We start from the raw sequence: 21,669 nt of genomic DNA on the forward strand, positions 1-21,669 counted from the left end.
ATCAGTCGATCAGCCGGTTTTTCAGCGCGTAATACGTGAGATCGCTGTTGGATGACAATCCCATTTTCTCCATAAGCCGCGTGCGATAGGTACTGACCGTCTTCACGCTCAGCGAGAGCGATTTCGCAATATCACCTGCCGTTTCGCCGCGCGCGAGTTTGAGGAAGACCTGGAACTCACGCTCGGACAGTTGTTCATGCGCTGGCGCGTCATCCTTGCGGTTGAGCTGCTGGGCCAGCAGGTCGGCCACGGCCGGCGTCAGGTAGCGGCGGCCCAGGGCCACGGTGCGGATCGCTTCGGCAATCTCCTGGGGATCGCATTCCTTGTTCAGGTAGCCGCTGGCGCCCTGGCGGATCAGGTTGATCGCGTAGTGCTCCTCGGGATATCCGCTCAGGATCAGGATGCCCATGTCGGGGGCCTTGGCCCGCAGCATGGCCAGCGCATCGATGCCGCTTTGCCCGGGCATGGACAGGTCCATCAACAGCACGTCGATCTCGTGGGCTCGGACCAAGTCGATGGCCTCACGGCCATTGGCGGCCTCACCGACTACACGCAGGTCCACATGTTCCGAGAGAAACTGACGCAGACCCGAGCGCACAATTGCATGGTCGTCCACAATGCCGATTCTGATCATGAATACCTCTTTTTCGGGGGACCAGCAGGAACGCCGGTCGTGCAAACAATATATGGTAACGGCCGGGGCAGGAACTGCTCCGGCTGCCGATAACACGAATTATGCAGAATATCGGCGAAGATCTTGTAGGTGAGAGGATGCTTATGCGTTGGATAAATTTCCGAAGAATTGCGATCAGCCTGGCATTTGCCATCGTTGCGGCCGTGCTGCTTGTCAGCATTAACGAGGCCAGCTACAAGCGCTCGACCAAGGCGCTGGAGGCCATGACCCAGACCCAGGCGACCCGCTCGGAAATCAGCCAACTGTTGCGGTTGATGCTCGATGCCGAGACCGGCCTGCGCGGCTACCTGCTTACGGGGGAGGAGCGCTACCTGGAGCCCTACAGCAAGGCGATCACGGCCATCAACTACAACATGGACGAGTTGCGCCAGATCTTCATCTACGACCCCCAGGAACTGGCCATCTTCACGCCGCTGGCCCGCCAGGTCGAGCGCAAGATGAGCGAGATGGAGTTGAGCCTGCGCCTGTACCGCCAGGGCAACGAGGAAGCCTGGCGCTTCGTCATGTTCACGGACGTGGGCATGGAGAACATGGACGCCATCCGGGACTACACCGGCAAGCTGCTGTCAGGCATAGACGAGCGCTCGGCCAAGAACCTGCAGGATATCGAGCACACGCTGTCGCTGTCGCGCATAGGCATTGCCACGGTGACCGCGCTGGGCGTGCTGGGCTTTTTCATGTACCTGCGCCAGGCCCACGCGCTGCAGCAGGCCCATCAGCGCGAGCAGGAAATCCAGCGTGACGAGCGCAACCGCCTTGAAGCCCTGGTGCGCGAACGCACGGCCACGCTGACGGAGCTGGCCAACCACTTGCAGCAGGTGCGCGAGGATGAGCGCGGCCACCTGGCGCGCGAGCTGCACGATGAACTGGGCTCGCTGCTGACGGCGGCCAAGCTCGATGTGGCCCGGCTCAAATCCAAGATCGACCTCAGCGCCCCCGACGTGGGAGAGCGCGTCAGCCATCTGGTGGAGACGCTCAACAGCGGCATTGCCCTCAAGCGCCGCATCATCGAGGACCTGCGTCCTTCGTCACTGTCCAACCTGGGCCTGACCACGGCGCTGGAAATCCTGGCACGCGAATTCGGCGAACGCAGCGGCATCGAGGTCACAGCGAACCTGGAGCAGGTGGAGCTGCCGGAATCGACCCAGCTCACGGTCTACCGCATCGTGCAGGAGTCGCTGACCAATATCGGCAAATACGCCAAGGCCAGCCACGTACTAGTCTCCGTGCACAACTACCCGACCTATGTGACAGTGCAGATCCAGGACGATGGCGAGGGCTTCGAGACCTCGGCCATGCGCCCCAACTCCCACGGGCTGGCCGGCATGCGCCATCGCGTGGAGGCGGCAGGCGGGCGGCTGACAGTCTCCTCCGAACTGGGCAAGGGCACGGCCATCTCCGCCGTCATTCCGCTGAGCCCGGCATCCGCCTGACCACGACGCCTCGCCTGCACGCACAACCCCTGCCCGGCACCGCCCTGGCAGGGGTTTTTCTTGATGGGCACTGCGGGCCGGCGCTTTTCCTACACCCACCCCCTGCCTAACCCTGACGCCATGCCACGCCGGGCACCGTCAATCCGGCCTCGGGCGGCTCGGTACAGTCAATCGCATGGGAACAGCACTCGGCTCCTGACAGCCAGATGCCGTTTCTTGGCAACGAACAACCAAGGAGTTCTACATGCTGCACTACGCCATCGTGTTTTTCGTGATCGCTCTCGTCGCCGCCATCTTCGGCTTTGGCGGAATTGCGGCAGGTGCTGTAGGCATCGCCAAGATCCTGTTCTATATTTTCGTGATCATGGCTGTAGTCACCTTTGTGATGAGCCTGATCAAGAAGTAGCGGCGGCGCCGCCTTCAGCCACCTGCCAGCCCAAGCCCGCCTCCGGCGGGCAGCCAGCCCGGCAGCCCGACCGCCTTTCCCATTCATGCAAGTTTTGAGGAGATAGAACCAATGAGCCAAGCCGAGAAAGCCGTGAACAAAGCCGCCGATACCGCCAAGGACGTTGCCCAGGACGTAGCAGACACTGCCAAGGAAGCCGTCAACACCACGCGCCGCACTGCAGCAAATGCTCTGGACAAGGCCGAGGAAGGCGTGAAGTCCATCGAGCGTGAACTGAATCCCGTCATCGACGACCTCGCGGCACGTGCCCAGGAACTGGCCACGCGCGGAATCAACTTCTGCGCCGACAGCTCCGACCGCGCCCGCCGCCAGCTGCAATCTGCCACGGAAGCCACCACGCGCTACGTCATCGAGCAGCCTGGCCGCTCCATGCTGCTGGCAGCAGCCACGGGCGCAGCCCTGGCCACCGCGTTCTTCATGAGTTCCCGCTCGCGCAAGTGAGCTGCAGCCCAGCCCCCCGAGTTCCCTCGACTACCGTTTCCCTCCATTTCTTGTCCAAGAAAGAACTGACCATGCAAAAGTACACCCGTGCCATCGCTTTCGCTCTCGTCGCCGGCGCCACCGTGCTCGGCACCACCGCCTGCTCCGTAGCCCGCGACCAGCAGACCGTGGGTTCGTATGTGGATGACGCCGGCATCACCACTGCCGTGAAGGCCAAGATGGCAGAGGACAAGAGCGTCTCGGCCACCTCCATCAGCGTCGAGACCCTGAACGGCACGGTGCAACTGTCGGGCTTTGCCAAGTCGGAGTCGGAAAAGGCCCGCGCTGCCGAGATCGCACGCACCACCAAGAACGTGCGCGAAGTGCGCAACAGCATCGTGGTTCGCCCCTGATGCAGGCCCCCATGGGGCCATCGAAAGGCCGGTGTCATCCGGCCTTTTTTCATTGCAGGGCCACCCCGGTGAAAACCACCGTTGGGGGAATCTGACCTTGCAGCGCCAGGGCGACATGGGAATCATTTTTCATGGCGCCAGGGCATACGGCGTAAAGTGACCGACATGCGAGTTTTCAACTGCGATGCCTGCGGCCACCCGGTTTTCTTCGACAGCGTTCAATGCGTGCACTGCGGCGCCACCCTGGCCTTCCTGCCAGAGCGACTGCATGTGGCTTGCCTTCGACCGGTTTCCGGCGCGCGGGACAGCGCGCTGTGGGAGAGCCTGTCCTCCCTGGGCGCAGGCAAGCCGCCAGGCCGCCTCTACAAGATGTGCAGCCACCGGGGACCTGTGGGCCAGTGCAACTTCGCCCTGCCCGCCGACGACCCCCACGCGCTGTGCGAATCCTGCCGCCAGACACGCTGGCTGCCCGATCTGTCAGACCCGGCCAATGCCTTGCGCTGGACCAAGATCGAGGCGGCCAAGCGCCAGCTGTTCTATACGCTGGCCCGCCTGGGCCTGGGCCCCAGGCCTGGAGAGGACGGGCCGCGCTTCGAACTGCTGGCCGACCTGCCCGGGCAGGCGCCGGTGATGACCGGCCATGCCAACGGCACCATCACGCTGAACGTGGTGGAGGCCGACGATGCCGAGCGTGCCCGGCGCCGCCAGGCGCTGCATGAGCCCTACCGGACGCTGGTGGGCCATCTGCGCCATGAGTCAGGCCACTTCTTCTGGGACAGGCTGGTGGTGGGCGCGGGCCGTATCGAGGAATTCCGCCGCCTGTTCGGCGACGAGCGCCAGGACTATGCCCAGGCCCTGCAGAACTACTACGCACGCAGCCCGCTGGATGGGCAGTGGCGCGACAACTTCGTCAGCGCCTATGCCACCTCCCACCCGTGGGAAGACTGGGCCGAAAGCTGGGCCCACTACCTGCACATGGTGGATCTGCTGGAGACTGCGGCCAGCTATGGCACCTGCATCACCTTGCCAGGAGGCGCAGGCACGGCGGCGGGCATGGGAACGCCGGCCGCGCTGTGCGTGCAGGACCCGTTCGCGGTCCCTGCCCGGCCGGACTTCGGCACCATGCTGGACCAGTGGGTGCCGCTGACGCTGCTGACCAACAGCCTCAACCGCAGCCTGGGCCACGGGGATGCCTATCCGTTCGCTCTTTCAATGGGCGCGCGGCGCAAGCTGGAATTCGTGCATGCGGCCGTGAATGCAAGTGCCGCCACGCAGAGCGCCTGATATCGTGAACTCGTCATGGGGGCGGGCCAAGGCGCCTGGCCAGCCTCCCTCTCTCAAGGAGCGCGATTGGCCTGCACCTTCTCAAGCAGTCGCGTGCGCACGTTGGGCGAGACGAACTTGTCGATCTCGCCATCCAGCGTGGCGATCTCGCGCACGAAGGTGCTGCTGATGAACTGGTAGCGGTCGCTGGGCGTGAGGAAGACGGTCTCCACCTCGGGCATCAGCGTGCGGTTCATGCCGGCAAGCTGAAACTCGTAGTCGAAGTCGGTGACCGCGCGCAGGCCGCGCACCATGGCCTTGCCGCCGCGCTCGACCACGAAGTCGCGCAGCAGGCCATGAAAGCTCTCGACCTGGACATGGGGATAGATGGACACGGCCTCGCGCACCATCTCCATGCGTTCCTCGAGATTGAACATGGTCTTCTTGTGGTGGCCGGCCGCCACGGCCACGATGACGTGGCTGAACAGCTGGGTCGCACGGCGCACCACGTCTTCGTGGCCCAGCGTGATCGGATCGAAGGTTCCGGGGTAGACGGCAATCACGTCGTGGCTCATGGCGTTCACTTTCCTTGGCTGCGCGTGCCCTGGTCCGGCACGGATGGCGCATTATGCATTGCACTGCAGCATGGCCCGTCGGCTGCGCGACAGCCGCATTCCTGCGCTGGAACACGGCTGCGGCGCCAGCCTACTCGTCCTGCGCGGCCTTGCGCAGCAGATGGGCGTGGACGGCACCCGCCTTGAGATGGCGGAACAGCTGCAGGCCGCCAGCCTCGGCCAGTTGCTCCTCGGTCCAGGCCTGGGGCGCCTCCAGATAGACATAGCCCTGGGCGGAGACGGCCAGCGCAGCGGCCTTCAGCGCAGGCTCGAACAGCTCGGCATGGTCGAACGGCGGATCGATCAGCACCAGGTCCAGCGTGCCCGGCGCCACCTGGCGCAGGCAGCCGATGCCATCGCCGCGCAGCACGCGCACGGACTGGGCGTCCAGGCGCTCGCGCAGGCGCTGCAGCTGCAGCACCAGGGCGGCGTCCTGCTCGTTCATCAGCACGCTGGTCGCGCCGCGCGATGCGGCCTCGAAGCCCAGCGCACCCGTGCCCGCGAAGGCGTCCAGGCAGTGCCAGCCCGTCAGGTCCTGGCCCAGCCAGTTGAACAGGGTCTCGCGCACGCGGTCCGGCGTGGGGCGCAGGCCCGGGCGCTGCGCCACGGGCAGACGCGTGCGGCGCCACTGGCCGCCGATGATGCGGACCTCGCCCGCACCCGAGGGTGCCGGCTTGCCCGCCTTTGCCTTTGCGGCCGGTGCTGCGGCAGGCGCCTTGGGCGCCGCGGCCTCGGCCGTGGCCTTTTCCAGCCAGCGCTTGCCGGCAGGGGTATGCAGTTTGATGCTGTTGCGGCTCATTGCTTGCCTCCCACGACGACGGTCACCATGCGATCGGGCTGCAGCATGCGCTGCATGGCCTCGCGCACATCACGCACGGTCAGCGCCTGCACGCGCTCGGTCCAGTGCTCCAGATAGTCCAGCGGCAGGCCGTTCCAGGCGATGTTGGCCACATTGCCCAGCAGCTTGCGGTTGCTGTCTATGCGCAGCGCAAAGCCGCCGATCAGATTGTCCTTGGCGGCCTTGAGCTCCTTCTCGGTCGGGCCGTCGGCGACAAAGCGGCGCAGCGTGTCCTGCGACACCTTCAAGGCCTCGGCCGCCTGGTCGGGGCGTGTCTGCAGGGCGATCGTGAAGGCACCCGCGTCCAGGCCTGGCGAGAAGTCGCTGTAGACGCTGTAGCTCAGGCCGCGCTTTTCGCGCACTTCCTCGGTCAGCCGCGAGGTGAAGCCGCCGCCGCCCAGGATGTGGTTGCCCACGAGCACGGCCATGAAGTCCGGGCTGTTGCGTGCAATGCCGGGCTGGGCGATCAGCACCTGCGCCTGGGCCGAGGCGAAGGGGATGTTCTCGTTGACCGGCGCCTTGAGCGCCTGCACCTTGGGCACGTCGGGCAGCGGAGCGCAGGCGCCCGCATCCTGGCCCTGCGCCGCCTGCAGCGGAGCCAGCAGTTGCTGCACCAGCTGGTCGGCCTGCTCGCGGCTGACGGCGCCGACGATGCTGACCTTGGCACGGCAGGCGGCGATCAGCCGGCGGTGGAAGGACTGCATGTCCGACAGGTCGATGCGCGACAGGCTCTCGGCCGTGGCACGCGCACCGTAGGGGTGGGTGCCGAACACGCCCTGGCTCAGGGCCTTGCCGGCCACCGTTCCGGGGCGCGTGTCCGACTCCTTGATGGCCGCAGTCCAGCGCTCGCGTTCGCGCAGCCACACGTCCTGCGGCCAGCTGGGGCTGGCGATCTGGCGCGCGGCCAGGGCCACGGCGCGCTGCAGCAGCGCAGGCTCGGTCAGGGAGCGCAGCCCGTAGCTGAAGCTGTCGCGGCCCGCCTGGGCGCCAAAGCTGGCGCCCAGATCGGCCCAGGCCTGACCCAGGCCGTTCTCGTCCAGCGCAGGCGCATCGCCCTGGGCGGTCACGCCCTTGGACGCCATCAGCGCCACGGCGCTGGCCAGGCCAACCTGGTTGGCGGGATCGCGCCGGCTGCCGGCGTCGAAATCCATCTGCACATCGACCATGGGAATGCCCGGGCTGTCCACCAGCCAGACCTGCGCCCCGCTGGGCTGGGTCCAGTGCTGGATGGGCAGCAAGGCCCATGCGGACGTGGCGCCAAAGCCCAGGCCCACGCTTGCCAGCACGGAGCTGGCCACCATCTTTTTCATGTTCTTCATCTTCACTCCAGCGTGCTTCGGGGGCATCAATGCAGGGGTCCGCCAATGCCGGCACCCGCGTCGGTGCGGCGGGGCTTGCCGCCTTCAGGCAGGGGCTGCGGCACCAGGGTGCCCACCGTGAGCTGGTCATCGCCAAAGTACTTGGCCGCCACGCGCTTGACGTCATCGGGCGTGATGGTGCGAAGCTGGGCCAGCAACTGGTCTTCCGCATCCAGCGGCATGCCCTGTATCCAGTAATTGCCCAGGCTCTGGGCCTGGCCCATGACCGAGTCGCGCTCATAGACATTGGAGGCCATCCATTGCGTCTTCACGCGCTCCAGTTCGGCAGGCTCGACGCCGTCCCTGGCGACCTTGGCCACTTCGGCGCGCAGCGCGGCCTCGACCTCGGCCGCAGTCTTGCCGGTGGCGGGCACGCCCGTCAGCATGAACAGGCCGGGGCCGCGGCTCATGAGCGACATGGAGCTGCCCGCGCCGTCGGCCACGCGGCCTTCGCCCTGGACCAGGGCCCGCTCCAGGCGGGCGCCGTCATAGCCGTCGAGCACGGCCGAGAGCACCAGCAGCGCCAGCGCATCGCGGTCATCGGCCTGCAGATCGCTGACGCGCGTCAGCGAGGGCGCACGGAAGGCCAGGGCCACCAGGGCCTGCTCGGCCGGCTGCTTGACCTCGATGCGGCGGATGCCGATCTGCGCAGGCTCGGTGCGCGGCTTGCGCACCGGCACGGCGCGTGCGGGAATGCTGCCGTAGTACTTCTCGGCCCAGGCGCGGACCTTGGCAACGTCCACATCACCGGCAATGACGACGGTGGCATTGCCGGGCACATACCAGCGGCTGTGGAAATCGCGCACGTCGCCGGGCGTCAGGGCGTCCAGATCGCTCATCCAGCCGATCACGGGCCGGTGGTAGGGCGAGGCCATGAAGGTCGCCGCCATCAGTTGCTCCATGAGCACGGCGCGCGGCTGGTCCTCGGTGCGCATGCGGCGCTCTTCCTTGATGACCTCGATCTCCTTCTTGAACTCGCTGTCGGGCCAGTGGTTGTTGGCGAAGCGGTCGGATTCGAGCTTCATCACTTCCTCCAGCCGGCTGGACGGGATCTGCTGGTAGTAGCCCGTGTAGTCGCGGCTGGTGAAGGCGTTCTCCTGCCCGCCCAGCGCGGCCACGCGGCGCGAGAACTCGCCGGGAGCCACCTTGCGCGAGCCCTTGAACATCATGTGCTCGAGCGCGTGGGCCACGCCCGAGGTGCCGTCCACCTCGTCGATGGCGCCCACGCGCACCCAGACCATGTGCACGGCCGTGGGCGCGCGCCGGTCGGGCTGCACGATGAGCTGCATGCCGTTCTTCAGGGTGAATTGCTGCGCTGCTGTGGCGGACCGCTGGCCGCCTGCGGCCTGGCTGGCCACCGTCTGCAGCAGTGACGAAGGGGAGGAAGAGGATGCATCCGGGGCTGCCAAAGCAGCCCCGGTGCCCATGCAGGCCATTAAGCCCAGGAGGGTGAGTGCATGTTTCATAGAATGCTGTGATTCTAAGAACCTGCCGATGTTCAGTTTTTTCAAGAAAAAGCCCACCCCCTCCTCCGCCGAGATTTCCCCGGCGGACAGCAGCGCCGCGCCTGAAGAGGCCGGCATTCCCGCAACCCCGCCGCAGGACCGCGCCCCAGACCTGCCCCCTGGCACGCCTGCCCCACCGGCCGCAGCCGACACCGGCAGCGCCTGGTGGCGCAAGCCCTTCGGCGGCGGCAAGGGCGATGCCGCCCCGCCTGCCGCACCCGCTGCACCCACTGCTGCTGCTTCCACGCTCGCGCCTGCCGACTTCATTGCCGCACCCGAGCCCACGGCCAAGCCCGAAGCCGAAGGCGCCAGCCGCCAGAACTGGATGCAGCGCCTCAAGGCCGGACTGCGCAAGACCGGCAGCAGCATCGCCACGGTCTTCACCGGCACGCAGATCAACGATGCGCTGTACGAAGAGCTGGAAGACGCCCTGCTGATGGCCGACACCGGCGTCAAGGCCACCGAGCACCTGCTCACCGACCTGCGCCGCCGCGTCAAGGAAGCCAAGGCCACCGACCCCGCCGCCGTCAAGGCGTTGCTGGCCGATGCACTGGCCGACCTGCTGCGCCCGCTGGAAAAGCCGCTGATCATCGGCGAGCACCAGCCTACCGTGGTCATGGTCGCTGGCGTCAACGGCGCAGGCAAGACCACCTCCATCGGCAAGCTGACCAAGCATCTGGCCGACGAAGGCCAGAGCGTGCTGCTGGCTGCCGCCGACACCTTCCGCGCCGCCGCGCGCGAGCAGCTCGGCGTCTGGGCCAACCGCAACACGGTGGAGATCGTCAGCCAGGAAGGCGGTGATCCTGCAGCCGTGAGCTTTGATGCCGTCACCGCCGGCCGCGCCCGCAAGAAGGATGTGGTGCTGGTGGACACGGCGGGCCGCCTGCCCACCCAGCTGCACCTGATGGAAGAGCTGCGCAAGATCCGCCGCGTGGTCACCAAGGCCGATGCCACGGCACCGCACGAGGTGCTGCTGGTCATCGACGGCAACACCGGCCAGAACGCGCTGGCCCAGGTGCGCGCCTTTGACGATGCACTGCAGCTCACGGGCCTGATCGTCACCAAGCTCGACGGCACGGCCAAGGGCGGCGTGCTGGCCGCCATTGCCCAGGAACGGCCGATCCCCGTGTACTTCATCGGCGTGGGCGAAAAGGTCGAAGACCTGGAGACCTTCAACGCCAGGGAATTCGCGCAGGCGCTGCTGTCCTGACAATCTGTTCAGAGTTTTCTCGACAGGCGCCACAGGAAGGCGGAATGGATGAATTGCGGGCTGGCGCTCAAGCCGCTCTCCGCTCATCCATTGGGGAGTGACCGCTCAACGAAGAGCTCTCCAGCCTCAACCTCTGACGCACTCAACCGCTTCGGGACTGATCAGGCCAGGCCCTACCGGGTTAGCTCATGTGACTTGCCGCAAAAGCCCAGTAACTTCGCCACAGCCGACAGCGTGGGCGCGGCAAAGACCAGAAAGGGCATGCCCTTCAATCACCGAAGCAGCCACTCATCGTCACGTGGCAATTGACGAATCTCTTCGGCCAGTCAAAGCAGCACTTCCGCCAGTGCTCGGTAGCACCGACAAGCCCGTCCTTGCTTCGGACGGTCAGAAATCCTAGCTCTTCCTCACTGACGCCGGCTGGCAGGCCTTGCGGTGCACCACCGCACTCATCTCTGGCCTCCGATGTGGAGAACGCATTTTTTCCCGTCGCTCCACCTTTGCGTGCGGGTGAGCGTACGGCCCATGCCTCGGCAAGCGCACCAACTCTGTTGAGTGCCTGTGCGAAAACTCGGCAACAGACTCTTCAGTGCGACCTGCCTTCGATATGCCAACTACGGCGTGTGCCGCGCATCATTTCAAGCATATTCTCCCGCTCTGCCACCCCCCACTTTTCGGGGCTCGTAAAAGCACATAAGTGTTTTAAACCAGCCGATTAGGCTACTTGCTGGCTGCAGATGGCAAGTTCAGGCCAATTTATGTGGCTTGCAAACCAATCAGAAACAAACCATCGATGGCGGAGATGGCTTGGTCACTGTCTTCCTGCTGCCTTCCCAACCAGATGCCTCTCAATTTTTCGCACCCTTCCATATCTTGACCCAAGATTGTATGTTGGTATACCATCACTCAATTCGCAAGAAAGTCCAACAGACATGAAACGGCAAGCCTCTAAAGCAGGTACAGACACAGACAGACCTGCATTGACAGACATGGGAATTCCGCGAGGCAGTATGGCCGTAGAGCGTGTGAATCCAACGCTCCGACAGCTGGCACTTGAGCAATTGAAGCGCGCCATTGTGGAAGGCCAACTTCCACCTGGATCACGCTTGGTAGAACGCAAGCTGTGCGATCTCCTTGATGTGAGCAGAACGATAGTTCGTGAAACCCTGGGGCAATTGGAGGCAGAAGGGTGGATCACAAAGGAGCCCTATAAAGGCCCGATAGTCGCCGTTATCGATGAAGACGGCATTCGCCAGATCTTTGAAATGCGTGCAGCCGTTGAAGGCTATGTGGCGGCACTGTGCGCAGAGCGAGCCACCATAGAGCAAATCGAGCGCCTGGATGTCACAGTGAAAGCGATGAATGAAGCGCAGATTTCGGGCGATGTCGAGGCTCAGATCGAGACCATCGAGGAGTTCTACGAAGTTCTCCTGGATGCAGCCCAAAATTCGCTGATGGCAAGCTATCTTTCTTCACAAAGGAGCCGCCTCGCACGCCTGCGGAGACTCTCACTTTCTCACAGCTCACGGGCTTCAGAAAGCACAGAAGAAAAACGCGGCATCCTCGCCGCCATCCGCAATCGCGACCCAAAGAAGGCCCAGGCCCTTGCCGAGCAGCATATCTGGAATTCTTCGAGAAGCCTGCTGGCGGCTATACGCAGGGGCCTATGAAATCGCTCTTTCAAAACTGGCACGCAAGATAAGCCACCATCTATAGCCATACTATTTTCAGATAGCATCAGGAAATAAAGAACCAGCATCACCTTTTCATAACAATCACGCTATGCGTGCTTGTTGAGAAAATCAGTTCTTTCTCTGAATTTCTTACTGGAATTGCGCATTCTGCAAATCGATTTCAATATCTCTGTATTTAAGAAAATCTTTATCTTAAGAGTATTTTTCGAGTTGCAAATTCTACGCATTGACCACATACTGCTTTCTCCGCAGCATGCGGATAAACGGCAGCAAGGATACCTGGATGATGCCGAGCTCTCCTCGCGCGGGCACCCCAGAAGAAACGCTCTACGCAGGCCTCATGTTCTATCTCGAGTCTCTGTCTTCAACCGTTCAATAAATCTTCAAGAGAGCAAAATTTCTCTAATCAGCAAATGAGCATTGCTGTGCATTACCAAATAATCCACAACAATGTAAGAATTTACTCTACGCCCCATTTACCCATCCCTCCTCCATATTCATGCTTGAATCCATTCAAGGTTTTTCTTGGTTATGGGTTCCCATAACCCTGTTCGCCGCTCTCGCTCAAACGGTACGAAACACAGCGCAGCGCAGCCTGACACAGGAGCTGGGCGCGCTATCGGCCACACTGGTGCGTTTTCTGTATGGCCTACCTTTTGCCATGTTGTGGCTGGCACTGCTGTATCTGGTACCAGCAAAGCCATACGCTGTACCTTCGATCACGCCGATTTACCTTGGCTGGATTGCATTGGGCGCTTTTTTCCAATTGGCTGGAACGGTCGCTTTGCTGCTGGCGATGAAGGAGCGCAACTTTGCCGTGGCTGTCACTCTGACAAAGACAGAGGTGCTGCAGCTAGCTCTGTTCGCATCGGTTTTTCTCCATGAACTTCCAACACCGCTGGCGTTGGCCGCAATGATCGTAGCCACAATCGGTATGCTGCTGCTGTCCCTGCCGCCACGCGAACAGTTGCTCTCACCGTCCGCGTGGCTCAACCGATCTGCACTTTATGGCCTGGCTTGCGGCTCCTGCTTTGCAGTTGCAACAGTAGGATTTCGAGGAGGGTCGCTGGCACTTGGCGCCGAAACGGCATGGTTATCTGGCGCCTGGGGCGTGCTGATCGCACAGTCGATGCAAACCGTCGGCATGGGACTTTGGATCCAGTTGCGCACAGCTCAAGGTCTGGCACCTATTTTTCGAGCTTGGCGCATCTCGCTGCTTGCCGGTTGCATGGGGGCAGCCGCTTCAATTGCTTGGTTCACGGCCTACGCCATGCAAGGAGCATCACCTGTGCGCACTTTGGGAATGATCGAGGTCGTTTTCAGCTACCTGGTTTCGCGCCGCGTGTTCAGCGAAAGCTTCAGTCGAACAGAGAAGATAGGCATGGGCCTGATGCTGTTGGGCTTAGTGGTGACTTGCCTACAGGCCTGACATGCGATGGCAGCAAGACCTGCTCGTGGAGCTGTCGTCCTGCGGCTTGGCATCGACTGCATCAGCTCCCCTGTTGATGCGCTTTGACCCATTCTCTGGAGTGGACTTACGGGAGCGCGCTGCGCTCCTTTTTTCTTGGGCATGCGAACGCAGCGAAGGCCCAGGCATGCAGGCAAGGGTTTTCCCTTGATTCGAATCAAGCCGCAGGTTTTATGCTTTGCATTGATTTATAAGAAGAACGTTGTTTTATACAAGAAACAATCGATAGCCCTCAGGCATTTCTTTTGCTTGTACCTGCCTTGCCTTGTTCCCCGGAGTTCCCCATGAAAGCCCCCACCTTGCTCGGCGCTGCCGCCCTGCTGGCAGCAGCCGCATGCCAGAGCGCCCTGGCCCAGGATGCCTCCGCCCAGCAGCAGCTGGCTGCCAAGCCTTTCACCATCGTCGCGCCCTTCCCGCCCGGTGGCCCGGTCGATGCGCTGGCCCGCCTGCTGTCCACGGGATTGGCCGAGCGCTATAAGCAGACCTCGGTGGTGGAGAACAAGCCCGGGGCCAACGGCAATATCGGCATCGACATGGTCAAGCGTGCCGCGGCGGACGGCCATACGCTGCTGGTCGTGCCCCAGGGCAACCTGACCATCAATCCCACGCTGCTGGCCAGGCCCGGCTACAGCGTGGAGGCGGACTTTGCGCCCGTGGCCTCGCTGGCCAAGGCGGCCAATGTGATCGCCGTGCACCCTGGCGTACCCGCCAAAACGGTGCAGGAGCTGGTGGCCCTGTCCAAGGCCAGGCCGGCCACCATCAGCTATGCCTCGCCCGGCGTGGGCTCCAGCCTGCATCTGGCCGGCGAGCTGTTCAAGCAGCAGACCGGTGCCGACATCCTGCACGTGGCCTACAAGGGCACGGCGCCCGGCCTCAACGATGTGCTGGGCGGCACGGTGCCGATGATCGTGGGCAATGTGCCCGCGCTGCTGCCGCATGTGCAGTCGGGCAAGCTGCGCGCGCTGGCCGTGACCGACCCGGCGCGCAGCAAGTACCTGCCCGAGGTGCCCACGCTGGCCCAGGCGGGCGTACCGGGCATTGCCATCTCGTCCTGGTACGGCGTGATGGCGCCAAAGAAGACGCCACCGGCCGTGCTCAAGCAGCTGGAAAAGGATATTCAGGAGATCTTCAACACGCCGGCCGTGGTCAGGCAGCTGGACCTGCAGGGGATCGAGCCCTGGGTGGTCACGGGCAGCGCCTTCGGCGAGCTGATCCGCAAGGAGACAGCGACCTGGGTGCCCGTGATCAAGGCCGCCAACGTCACGCCGCAGTGATGCGGGGCGCGGCGGCCCTTTCTGCAGTGTCCGCCACGTCCCGGGTCGAGACCTGGGAGCGCAGCCACTGCGCATAGTCGGCCATGCAGCGCTCGGTGCGCATGGTGATCTGCGGCACGCTGTAGCTGTGCCCGGCGCGCAGCAGCCGGGCCAGGCGCTCCAGCACGTCGGGCAGGGTCTTGCAGACCAGGCGCCACTCGGGCGTGGCGTGCATCTCGCCGTCCCACACGTAGTGCGAGGTGATGGCCTCCACCTGCACGCAGGCCGCGGCCTGCTGCTGCACCAGGCTGCGCGCCAGATGGGCGGCCTCCTCGGCACTGGGGACGGTGGTGGCCACCACGCACAGCGTGGACCAGGGCGAGGCGGGGTTCTTGGCGGAAGTCATGGAGGCGTAGTCTACGGTTGCGTGCTGCAGGCCGGTACTGGCCCTTGCGGCGTCAGGCCATCAGCCCCTTTTGCCGCGCCTGCAGCCGCGCCAGGCCCAGCAGCGCATCGGTGAACGGGGTGTCCACGCCGCACAGCTGCCCCATTTCGCGCACCGCGCCCACCAGGGCATCGAGTTCCACGGGCTTGCCCGCTTCCACGTCCTGCAGCATGGAGGTCTTGAAGGCGCCCAGCTTGAGCGTGACCGCATGGCGGTCTTCGGGCGATTCGTTGATGGGCAGGCCGATGCGCGCGCCGATCTCCTTGGCCTCCAGCATCACGCGCGTGATCAGGCCGCGCACCAGGTCGTCGCCCAGGATGCGGTCCGAGGTGGCACCCGTCAGCGCGCTGACGGGGTTGACGGTCATGTTGCCCCAGAGCTTGTACCAGGCGTCGCGCTGGATGTTGTCGGAGACCTTGGCCTCGATGCCGCCACGCTGCAGCAGTTGGGCCAGTGCCGCCAGGCGCGGCGTGGGCGGCTGGCCGGGTCCGTCGGCCAGGGGCTCGCCCAGGATCAGGCTGTTGCCGAAGTGCCGGCGCACCACGCCGGGCGCATCGTTGGAGCAGCTGGCATGGACCACCGAACCCAGCACCTGGCCCAGCGGGATGGCTTGCGCAATGCGGCCTTCAGGGTCCACGGCTTTCAGCTGCTTGCCGCGCACGCTGGCATCGACACCGCCGTGCAGGAACCACCAGGGCACGCCGTTCATGGCCGTGAGCACCACGGTCTGCGGGCCGATCAGCGGGGCGATGCGCTCGGCCACATCGGGCATGCCCGGCGCCTTGACGGAGATGATGACCAGGTCCTGCACGCCCAGGGCGGCCGGGTCCTGTTCGGCACGCAGCGCGAAGTGCTCGCGCTGCTCGCCGTGCACCAGGGTCAGGCCCTGGGTGCGCAGGGCCTGCAGCGCGGCGCCGCGCGCCACGGCGCTGAGCTGGCAGCCGGCGCGGGCCAGGGCCGCGCCCATCCAGCCGCCGATGGCACCGGCGCCGAAGATGCAGGCCTTGTCGAATGAAATGCTTGTCTGTTCCATGGTCATGCGCGGGAAGCTCCGGGTTCAAAGATCGAGATAGCTGCTGTCGCGCCGGTTCACGCGGCGCACCAGGTGGTCGAACACATCGCGGGCACCGCCGTGGCTGTCGTTGAAGGTCAGCGAGTCCTCGTTGCAGCGCCGCGCCATGGCGTCGGAGACCATGCGCGGCGCCCCCATGGACAGGGTGGCCATCTGCACGTCGCAGGCGCGCTGCAGCGTCCACAGCACCACGAAGGCCTGGGGCAGGTCGCTGCCCCAGCTGAGCAGGCCATGGTTGCGCAGGATCACGGCCTTGCGGTGGCCGATGCTGGCCAGCAGGCGCGGCCCTTCGTCGGCATGGATGGTGATGCCCTCGAAGTCGTGGTAGGCCACCATGCCGTGCAGCTGGGCGCTGTAGAAGTTGCTTTGCGACAGGCCCTGCTCCAGGCAGGCCACGCCCATGCCCGAGGTGGTGTGCGTGTGCATCACGCAGTGCGCGCCCGGCAGTCCGTCGTGGATGGCCGCATGCACGACGAAGCCGGCCGGATTCACCGGATGCCGCGAGCCGTCCAGCACCTCGCCGCGCACATTGATGCGCACCAGGTTGCTGGCCGTGACCTCTTCGTAGTGCAGGCCGAAGGGGTTGATCAGGAACTGCTTTTCACCGCCCGTCACGCTGTCGGGCAGGCGCACCGTGATGTGGTTGTAGATCAGCTCGTCCCAGCCCAGCATGGCGAAGACGCGGTAGCAGGCGGCCAGTTCGATGCGGGCGGCCCGCTCATCAGGGTGCATGGAGCAATTCATGGTGTGGCTCGTGGGGTGGGTTCTGAGGTGGGTCTTGAGGTGGGTTGTGCAGTGGCTTGTGGGTAAATCAGGCATCCAGCCCCTGGTCCAGCCCCTGGTCCAGCGCTTGGGAGGCACGGCCCAGCTTGTCCAGGATGCGGTCCAGCATGGCGCGCTCATCGGCCGTCAGGGCATTGAGCAGGGCCGCCTGGTAGGGGCGTGCGCGGGACAGCACCTCGTCGAAGAGCGCCTGCCCAGCTTCGCTCAGCTGCAGCAGGTGGCGCCGCGCGTGCTGCGGATCGGCGCGGCGCAGCACCCAGCCCCGGTCGATCAGCGGCTGCAGCGCGCGGCTGATCTGGGCCTTGTCCATCAGGCTCAGGCGCGACAGCGCGCTGGCATGCAGCTCGCCATGGCGCTGGATCTGGCCCATGAGCCGCCACTCGGTCAGCCCCACGGGCGATGCCGGCGCGATGTAGTGGCGCGTCACCTGGGTCTGCAGCGCATTGGACAGCGCGCCCAGGCGGAAGGTGATGAAGTCCTCCAGTGCCAGCGTCTGGCTGCAGACCTGCGTGTCCGGTGCAGGGCCGGTGGCGGCATCGGCGGCAGGGATCGTGGATGTGCGTGGGCAGGGCATTGGGCGGAGGGAACCGGGCGGCGACGGCGATTGCGATTGCGATGGCCGCATGATCCACCAATGTTGACATATCAACATTGGTGGCAACCCTGAGAGCCCTGGCGGCCTGCAGGCCGCCATCGGGCGCAGGGTGAAACCCGTGCGCCCGCGCCGCGCTCAACGCTTGAGCAGTTCGTTGGAAGGCAGGGTCTCGTCCAGCAGCTTGCGGGCCGTCTCCACGCCCGCCACGGGCAGCAGCGCCGGGTCCAGCAGGCCCACCTGCACCAGCACGCTGGCCTGGTCCCAGTAGATGTGCTCGTGGTAGAGCTTGTCGCCCCGGAACTTGACCACGGCCAGCAGCGGGATCTCCACGCGCCGCCCCGTGGGCCGCACGCCGGGCAGCATCCACGGGATCTCGGTGGTGTGCGTGAAGCAGAACAGCATCTCGTCCACCACCTGCGAGGCCCCCACCGTGCGTGAAATCGGGGTCAGCGACGTGTCGGGCGGATTGCTGTTGACGAAGTGGTTCGTATAGAAGGCGTGCAGGTTGCTGAAGCCCACGCCGCCGGTCATGGTGGGGATGTGGTTCACATAGGGCTCGGCCACCATGGTGGCCATGGTGTCGTCCACGTTGCGCGTGGCGAATTCGTACTCGCAGTGCTTGTCCCACAGCGCGGCCAGGTCAAAGTGCGGGCCGATGGCGGACTTGAGCGTGGCAATGCTGCGTTCATGCGCCATCAGGGCCGAGGCGCGGTGGAAGTGATCGCCGCCCTTGCGCGCAAAGGCATGGTCCACGCCCGGATAGACATGCACGGCCACGCCGGGACGACCGCCCAGCGCCTGGACGATGCGCTGGCGCGCCTCGGGCGGGCAGAAGGCGTCGAGCTCGGCCACATGCAGGGTGAGCGGGCAGCGGATGCGCTCGGCCTCGTCCAGCGCCGCCTCGATGCCCACGCCGTAGTAGCCGACCACCGCATCGGCATCGGTGCGGCAGGCGGCCAGGTAGGCCAGCTTGCCGCCCAGGCAAAAGCCCAGCACGCCCGCCTTGCCGTCCGTGACCTCGGGGCGCTGGCGCAAGGCGTTCAGGCAGGCCTGGATGTCCTGCACGCCCAGGGCCTCGTCGAATCCCTTGTAGAAGCCGAAGGCGCGCTCCCAGTCCGCCGGCGTGTAGCCCAGTTCCACATCGGGCTGCTGGCGCCAGAACAGGTCGGGCACCAGCACCACGTAGCCTTCTTCGGCGTAGTAGTCGGCCACCTCGCGCATGGTGGCGTTGACGCCGAAGATCTCCTGCGCCAGCACCAGGCCGGGGCCGCTGCCCGAGGCCGGCACGGCCAGGTAGGCGTTGAAGCTGCCGCTGCCGTCCAGCGCGTTGATGCGCACATGGCGGCTTGCCGGGGGTTCTTTCTGCTGCATGGGGTTGTCTCCGTTTCAAAGGGTGGGGAAAGCTGCGGTGCCGCTTTTTTCATGACCCGTCATACGCATTCGGGGTGCCGCACCGTCACCTGATAGTAGCCCGCGTGAAAGGCCAGGGGCTCGCCGTCGAAGCGTTCGCAGCGCTCGACCTGGCCGATGAAGATGAGGTGGTCGCCGCCATCGTATTGCCGGACGTTGCGGCAGACGAAGCGGGCCAGCACGCCATCGATCAGGGGCACGCCGGCCGGGCCTTCCGCGCAGTCCAGGCCGACGAACTTGTCTTGCTGCGGCGTGGAAAAGCGCCGCGACAGAAGGTGCTGGCCCGCAGCCAGCACGTGGATGGCGAAGTGGCTGGCGCCCTGGAAATCGCAGACGCTGGGCGCCTGGCGCGCCAGGCTCCACAGCACCAGCGGCGGGTCCAGCGAGACCGAGGAGAACGAGTTGGCCGTCATGCCCACGCGCCGCCCGTCCGGCGCGCGCGTGGTGATGACGGTCACGCCCGTGGTGAACTGGCCGAAGGCCTTGCGCAGCTCGCGCGGATCGAAGGAGCAGGCCGTGGCGGCGGCCGGGGTGTCGCATGTGCTCATGGCGGCCTCTGCGGCTAGGTGGGGACGGCTGCCATGGCGGCGATGGCCGCGCAGCTGTCGATGTAGTGGTCTGCCTCGCCCGCGTCCGCGAACCAGGGGAAGAAGGTGCGCGGGTCATCGAAGCCGTTGGCAAAGGCGCTGGCCAGCGGTGCCAGCGTGCCCGCGCTGGCCAGCAGCTTGAGCACATGGGGTGGCGGTGGCGCCAGCAGCATGTTGGTCCACTGCGTGACCCATTGCGCATAGCCGAACCAGTAGCGGTCGAAGGTCTGCTGCATCCAGGCGGCGTCGAATGCGCCATTGCCGTCACGATTTCCGTCGCCATTGCCGCCGCCATTGCCGCGCGCCAGGATGCTGCGCAGATAGGTGTCGGCGCACTTGGCCGCGTTGTTGGAGCCCTGGCCCGTGATGGGGTCGTTGAGCACCACCACGTCGCCCATGCCCAGCACCTTGCGCCCCGACGGCAGCGTGGCCACGGGCTTGCGCACCGTGGGGGCGAAGCGGCCCGCAAGGATGCCGTTGTCATCGGTCAGCGCAATGTCGCGGCAGCGCTCGGCCTCCCAGGGCACGAAGGTGTCGAGGATCCAGCGGCTGCGCTCCAGGTGCTGCTCCGGTGTCTTCACATCGCCCCAGCAGTCCATGGGGCCGCCGGGCACGCCTTCGAACACCATGATCTCGCAGGGGCCCGTGGTCGTCAGCGCCGGGAACACGAAATACTCGCCCACGCCCGGCAGCAGGTTGAAGGACACGGCGGAGAACGGCTCGCGCGGCTTCATGCCCGTCACATAGGTCAGCGCCAGCGCGCGCTGGGGCTGGTCGAAGCGCGAGCGGTGGGCATCGCGCTCGAACAGCCTCGATATCTCGCCCTTGCCGCTGGCAACCAGGGTCAGGTCATGGCTGCGCGTGCATTCCTCCAGTTCGGCGATGCCCGCGTCCCTGAGTACCAGCTCGCCGCCCTGGCGGCGGAAATCGTCCATCCATGCGGGGATCTTCAGGCGCTGGTCCACGGACTGCGCGCCCGCGTTCAGCCGCGCGGCCCAGTCGATGGCCTTGCCGGCCGCTTTCTCGCCGTGTTGCCCAGGGTGCGGCACGCACAGGCCGATGCCCTCGACCACCGGGCATTCGCGCGACCAGTGGTCCAGGCCCAGGCCGCGCTCTATCTGCAGCGCGCTGTCGAACATGCACTGGCTGGACATGACCCGGCCCTGGGCGATGTCCTGCGCCGTGCGGTTGCTCAGTATCGTGACCTGATGGCCCACGGCCAGCAGGCCCAGGCCCAGTTGCAGGCCCGACTGGCCGGCTCCGACGATGGCGATTTTCTTCATGGCTGTCTCCTTGCGGCTCCGTGTCCGTACTGCGTGCTAGTCCATCAATTGGGGAATGGCGGCCACGGCGCGCTCGGGCCCCATGGCGCCGTAGCCGCCGTCCACCGCGTAGTCGGCGCCGGTCACGAAGCTGGCATGGTCCGAGCACAGGAACAGCACCACCTGGGCCACCTCATGCGGATCGCCCACGCGGCCCAGCAGGTGAAAGGGCGCGGCCACGCGGTCGGTCTTGGCGCGGTCGCCGCCACTGAGCCGGTCCATCACCGCCGACCAGGTCCAGCCCGGGCAGACGCTGTTGACGCGGATGCCATCGGCCGCCAGATCCATGGCCATGCTGCGCGTGAGCTGCTTCATGGCCGCCTTGCTGGCCGGGTAGAGCCAGCGCCCCGTCTGCGCCGCTTCCGAAGAGATGCTGGTGAAATTCACCACGGCCCCGCCACCGGCGGCCACCATGTGCGGGTGCACGGCCTGCAGCATGGCCACGGCGCTGGCCACGTTCACGTTGAACGAGGCCAGCCAGTCCGCGCGCGGCGACTGCAGGCCTTCGTCTACATACGAGCAGGCCAGGTTGACCAGGATGTGCACGCCGCCGTGCCGGCTGCATGCCTGCTGAACGCAGGCGGCGACCTGCGCGTCGTCGGTGATGTCGGTGCGCACGAAAAGCGCGCCCTCACCCAGCGCATCGGCCAGCACCTGGCCGTTGTCGGCATCAATGTCGGCAATGACCACCTTCACGCCGGCCGCGTGCAGCGCACGCACCACGCCGGCGCCTATCAGGGTGGAGCCGCCGGTGACGATGGCGCTTTTGCCTTCGAGTCCATTGAACATGACGCTTGTTCTCCCGTGTGGATGCCAGGCCGGGCTG

The 21,669-nt window shown here is 65.3% G+C and carries 22 protein-coding genes; 9 read left to right on the forward strand and 13 right to left on the reverse strand.

All coding sequences use genetic code 11. The features are described 5' to 3' along the window. Position 1: 1 nt before the first annotated feature. Positions 2–634 (reverse strand): response regulator transcription factor, encoded by a 633-nt coding sequence (locus ACF8NF_RS16440; protein WP_012203736.1) that lies wholly within the window; start codon positions 632–634, stop codon positions 2–4. 143 nt (positions 635–777) lie between these two features. Here ACF8NF_RS16440 and ACF8NF_RS16445 point away from each other — a divergent pair, with 143 nt between their 5' ends. From ACF8NF_RS16445 to ACF8NF_RS16465, 5 genes are all read left to right on the forward strand, one after another. Beyond that, positions 778–2,127, forward strand: a complete 1,350-nt coding sequence (locus tag ACF8NF_RS16445; protein WP_016449069.1) for a CHASE3 domain-containing protein — start codon at positions 778–780, stop codon at positions 2,125–2,127. 244 nt (positions 2,128–2,371) lie between these two features. Then, a complete protein-coding gene (locus ACF8NF_RS16450; RefSeq protein ID WP_013803930.1) occupies positions 2,372–2,533 on the forward strand; it encodes a DUF1328 domain-containing protein in 162 nt (53 codons plus the stop codon). Between the two features lie 111 nt (positions 2,534–2,644). Then, positions 2,645–3,034: a hypothetical protein gene (locus ACF8NF_RS16455; RefSeq protein WP_016449070.1), complete on the forward strand. Its 390-nt coding sequence runs from the start codon at positions 2,645–2,647 to the stop codon at positions 3,032–3,034. A gap of 71 nt (positions 3,035–3,105) precedes the next feature. Further along, positions 3,106–3,426 carry a BON domain-containing protein gene (locus ACF8NF_RS16460; protein ID WP_012203732.1) on the forward strand — a complete coding sequence of 107 codons (321 nt, stop codon included), beginning with the start codon at positions 3,106–3,108 and terminating at the stop codon, positions 3,424–3,426. Positions 3,427–3,591: 165 nt separating this feature from the next. Then, the gene (locus ACF8NF_RS16465) at positions 3,592–4,710 is read left to right on the forward strand and encodes a putative zinc-binding metallopeptidase (RefSeq protein ID WP_016449071.1); all 1,119 of its coding nucleotides are present in this window, start codon (positions 3,592–3,594) and stop codon (positions 4,708–4,710) included. A 53-nt stretch (positions 4,711–4,763) separates the two neighbouring features. Here the strand turns inward: ACF8NF_RS16465 and coaD are convergent, their stop codons facing one another. The 4 genes from coaD to ACF8NF_RS16485 all read right to left on the reverse strand — a co-directional run bounded on the left by coaD (position 4,764) and on the right by ACF8NF_RS16485 (position 8,965). Then, a complete protein-coding gene (coaD, locus tag ACF8NF_RS16470) occupies positions 4,764–5,264 on the reverse strand; it encodes a pantetheine-phosphate adenylyltransferase (RefSeq protein WP_016449072.1) in 501 nt (166 codons plus the stop codon). Between the two features lie 130 nt (positions 5,265–5,394). Next, positions 5,395–6,102 carry a 16S rRNA (guanine(966)-N(2))-methyltransferase RsmD gene (gene rsmD, locus ACF8NF_RS16475; protein ID WP_016449073.1) on the reverse strand — a complete coding sequence of 236 codons (708 nt, stop codon included), beginning with the start codon at positions 6,100–6,102 and terminating at the stop codon, positions 5,395–5,397. Continuing rightward, the gene (locus ACF8NF_RS16480; protein ID WP_392450866.1) at positions 6,099–7,460 is read right to left on the reverse strand and encodes a M16 family metallopeptidase; all 1,362 of its coding nucleotides are present in this window, start codon (positions 7,458–7,460) and stop codon (positions 6,099–6,101) included. Before ACF8NF_RS16480 ends, rsmD begins: the two co-directional genes overlap by 4 nt. 26 nt (positions 7,461–7,486) lie before the next feature. After that, positions 7,487–8,965 carry a pitrilysin family protein gene (locus ACF8NF_RS16485; protein ID WP_016449075.1) on the reverse strand — a complete coding sequence of 493 codons (1,479 nt, stop codon included), beginning with the start codon at positions 8,963–8,965 and terminating at the stop codon, positions 7,487–7,489. 28 nt (positions 8,966–8,993) lie between these two features. Here ACF8NF_RS16485 and ftsY point away from each other — a divergent pair, with 28 nt between their 5' ends. The 4 genes from ftsY (at position 8,994) to ACF8NF_RS16505 (ending at position 14,650) form a co-directional block, all read left to right on the forward strand. Next, entirely contained in the window at positions 8,994–10,214 is a 1,221-nt protein-coding gene (ftsY, locus tag ACF8NF_RS16490; protein WP_016449076.1) for a signal recognition particle-docking protein FtsY, read from the forward strand. A gap of 932 nt (positions 10,215–11,146) precedes the next feature. Further along, positions 11,147–11,884, forward strand: a complete 738-nt coding sequence (locus ACF8NF_RS16495) for a GntR family transcriptional regulator (RefSeq protein WP_241150346.1) — start codon at positions 11,147–11,149, stop codon at positions 11,882–11,884. A gap of 523 nt (positions 11,885–12,407) precedes the next feature. Next, positions 12,408–13,337 (forward strand): DMT family transporter, encoded by a 930-nt coding sequence (locus tag ACF8NF_RS16500; protein WP_061288227.1) that lies wholly within the window; start codon positions 12,408–12,410, stop codon positions 13,335–13,337. A gap of 323 nt (positions 13,338–13,660) precedes the next feature. After that, a complete protein-coding gene (locus ACF8NF_RS16505) occupies positions 13,661–14,650 on the forward strand; it encodes a Bug family tripartite tricarboxylate transporter substrate binding protein (RefSeq protein ID WP_392450867.1) in 990 nt (329 codons plus the stop codon). Here the strand turns inward: ACF8NF_RS16505 and cutA are convergent. The 8 genes from cutA to ACF8NF_RS16545 all read right to left on the reverse strand — a co-directional run bounded on the left by cutA (position 14,637) and on the right by ACF8NF_RS16545 (position 21,632). Beyond that, positions 14,637–15,035: a divalent-cation tolerance protein CutA gene (cutA, locus tag ACF8NF_RS16510; RefSeq protein WP_034366069.1), complete on the reverse strand. Its 399-nt coding sequence runs from the start codon at positions 15,033–15,035 to the stop codon at positions 14,637–14,639. The two genes, ACF8NF_RS16505 and cutA, sit on opposite strands and share 14 nt — an antisense overlap. Before the next feature lie 52 nt (positions 15,036–15,087). Further along, a complete protein-coding gene (locus ACF8NF_RS16515) occupies positions 15,088–16,113 on the reverse strand; it encodes a 2-dehydropantoate 2-reductase (protein WP_043791133.1) in 1,026 nt (341 codons plus the stop codon). Positions 16,114–16,131: 18 nt separating this feature from the next. Next, positions 16,132–16,965 (reverse strand): class II aldolase/adducin family protein, encoded by an 834-nt coding sequence (locus ACF8NF_RS16520; protein ID WP_264675423.1) that lies wholly within the window; start codon positions 16,963–16,965, stop codon positions 16,132–16,134. Next, on the reverse strand, positions 16,958–17,503 hold the full coding sequence (locus tag ACF8NF_RS16525) for a MarR family winged helix-turn-helix transcriptional regulator (RefSeq protein WP_034366065.1): 546 nt from the start codon (positions 17,501–17,503) through the stop codon (positions 16,958–16,960). Before ACF8NF_RS16525 ends, ACF8NF_RS16520 begins: the two co-directional genes overlap by 8 nt. A 156-nt stretch (positions 17,504–17,659) precedes the next feature. Then, positions 17,660–18,895 (reverse strand): dienelactone hydrolase family protein, encoded by a 1,236-nt coding sequence (locus ACF8NF_RS16530; protein WP_016449084.1) that lies wholly within the window; start codon positions 18,893–18,895, stop codon positions 17,660–17,662. 59 nt (positions 18,896–18,954) lie between these two features. Next, positions 18,955–19,482, reverse strand: a complete 528-nt coding sequence (locus ACF8NF_RS16535) for a flavin reductase family protein (RefSeq protein ID WP_016449085.1) — start codon at positions 19,480–19,482, stop codon at positions 18,955–18,957. A 14-nt stretch (positions 19,483–19,496) separates the two neighbouring features. After that, positions 19,497–20,804 (reverse strand): styrene monooxygenase/indole monooxygenase family protein, encoded by a 1,308-nt coding sequence (locus ACF8NF_RS16540; RefSeq protein WP_392450868.1) that lies wholly within the window; start codon positions 20,802–20,804, stop codon positions 19,497–19,499. Positions 20,805–20,840: 36 nt separating this feature from the next. Beyond that, on the reverse strand, positions 20,841–21,632 hold the full coding sequence (locus tag ACF8NF_RS16545; RefSeq protein ID WP_392450869.1) for an SDR family oxidoreductase: 792 nt from the start codon (positions 21,630–21,632) through the stop codon (positions 20,841–20,843). Between the last annotated feature and the right edge of the window lie 37 nt (positions 21,633–21,669).

It is taken from the genome of Delftia sp. WSY_22 (assembly GCF_043104185.1).
Classification (GTDB): Bacteria; Pseudomonadota; Gammaproteobacteria; order Burkholderiales; family Burkholderiaceae_C; genus Comamonas; species Comamonas tsuruhatensis.

Coding starts and splice junctions, on each gene's coding strand:
- ACF8NF_RS16525 (WP_034366065.1), bottom strand. CDS start 17,503: ATGCCCTGCCCACGCACATCCACGATCCCTGCCGCCGATGCCGCCACC.
- ACF8NF_RS16505 (WP_392450867.1), top strand. CDS start 13,661: ATGAAAGCCCCCACCTTGCTCGGCGCTGCCGCCCTGCTGGCAGCAGCC.
- ACF8NF_RS16515 (WP_043791133.1), bottom strand. CDS start 16,113: ATGACCATGGAACAGACAAGCATTTCATTCGACAAGGCCTGCATCTTC.
- rsmD (WP_016449073.1), bottom strand. CDS start 6,102: ATGAGCCGCAACAGCATCAAACTGCATACCCCTGCCGGCAAGCGCTGG.
- ACF8NF_RS16520 (WP_264675423.1), bottom strand. CDS start 16,965: ATGCCTGATTTACCCACAAGCCACTGCACAACCCACCTCAAGACCCAC.
- cutA (WP_034366069.1), bottom strand. CDS start 15,035: ATGACTTCCGCCAAGAACCCCGCCTCGCCCTGGTCCACGCTGTGCGTG.
- ACF8NF_RS16465 (WP_016449071.1), top strand. CDS start 3,592: ATGCGAGTTTTCAACTGCGATGCCTGCGGCCACCCGGTTTTCTTCGAC.
- ACF8NF_RS16450 (WP_013803930.1), top strand. CDS start 2,372: ATGCTGCACTACGCCATCGTGTTTTTCGTGATCGCTCTCGTCGCCGCC.
- ACF8NF_RS16545 (WP_392450869.1), bottom strand. CDS start 21,632: ATGTTCAATGGACTCGAAGGCAAAAGCGCCATCGTCACCGGCGGCTCC.
- ACF8NF_RS16495 (WP_241150346.1), top strand. CDS start 11,147: ATGAAACGGCAAGCCTCTAAAGCAGGTACAGACACAGACAGACCTGCA.
- ACF8NF_RS16540 (WP_392450868.1), bottom strand. CDS start 20,804: ATGAAGAAAATCGCCATCGTCGGAGCCGGCCAGTCGGGCCTGCAACTG.
- ftsY (WP_016449076.1), top strand. CDS start 8,994: ATGTTCAGTTTTTTCAAGAAAAAGCCCACCCCCTCCTCCGCCGAGATT.
- ACF8NF_RS16460 (WP_012203732.1), top strand. CDS start 3,106: ATGCAAAAGTACACCCGTGCCATCGCTTTCGCTCTCGTCGCCGGCGCC.
- ACF8NF_RS16445 (WP_016449069.1), top strand. CDS start 778: ATGCGTTGGATAAATTTCCGAAGAATTGCGATCAGCCTGGCATTTGCC.
- ACF8NF_RS16440 (WP_012203736.1), bottom strand. CDS start 634: ATGATCAGAATCGGCATTGTGGACGACCATGCAATTGTGCGCTCGGGT.
- ACF8NF_RS16535 (WP_016449085.1), bottom strand. CDS start 19,482: ATGAGCACATGCGACACCCCGGCCGCCGCCACGGCCTGCTCCTTCGAT.
- ACF8NF_RS16500 (WP_061288227.1), top strand. CDS start 12,408: ATGCTTGAATCCATTCAAGGTTTTTCTTGGTTATGGGTTCCCATAACC.
- ACF8NF_RS16530 (WP_016449084.1), bottom strand. CDS start 18,895: ATGCAGCAGAAAGAACCCCCGGCAAGCCGCCATGTGCGCATCAACGCG.
- coaD (WP_016449072.1), bottom strand. CDS start 5,264: ATGAGCCACGACGTGATTGCCGTCTACCCCGGAACCTTCGATCCGATC.
- ACF8NF_RS16455 (WP_016449070.1), top strand. CDS start 2,645: ATGAGCCAAGCCGAGAAAGCCGTGAACAAAGCCGCCGATACCGCCAAG.
- ACF8NF_RS16480 (WP_392450866.1), bottom strand. CDS start 7,460: ATGAAGAACATGAAAAAGATGGTGGCCAGCTCCGTGCTGGCAAGCGTG.
- ACF8NF_RS16485 (WP_016449075.1), bottom strand. CDS start 8,965: ATGAAACATGCACTCACCCTCCTGGGCTTAATGGCCTGCATGGGCACC.